General features: G+C 59.9%; 1 rRNA gene. It reads left to right on the top strand.

What is annotated here, in order from left to right:
- Positions 1-77: ribosomal RNA gene (locus ADK54_RS17215) — 16S ribosomal RNA — on the top strand; the annotation flags it as partial.
- Between the last annotated feature and the right edge of the window lie 260 nt (positions 78-337).

Genomic DNA, 337 nt, shown 5'->3' with positions numbered 1-337 from the left:
CGAAGGTGGGACTGGCGATTGGGACGAAGTCGTAACAAGGTAGCCGTACCGGAAGGTGCGGCTGGATCACCTCCTTTCTAAGGAGCACTTCTCACCAGGCCTGGCTTGGTCAGAGGCCATTTCGTCGGCAGACGTCCGACGGTGGTCAGCTCATGGGTGGAACGTTGACTATTCGGCACGATGCTTCAGGGTCACCAGTACTGCTTCGGCGTGGAACGTGAACCAGGGAGGATCGGGTCGGGCACGCTGTTGGGTGTCTGAAGGCACGGGCGAAAGCCTGTTGGTCTTCGGTTGCCGGCCCCAGTGCACTCACCATGATGTTGGTGGGGTGATGGGT

Origin of the sequence: Streptomyces sp. WM6378, from assembly GCF_001279695.1 — a bacterium.
Taxonomy (GTDB): Bacteria; Actinomycetota; Actinomycetes; order Streptomycetales; family Streptomycetaceae; genus Streptomyces.
Note: the sequence above shows the minus strand (reverse complement) of the source record. Positions and strands in the feature narration are given on the sequence as shown.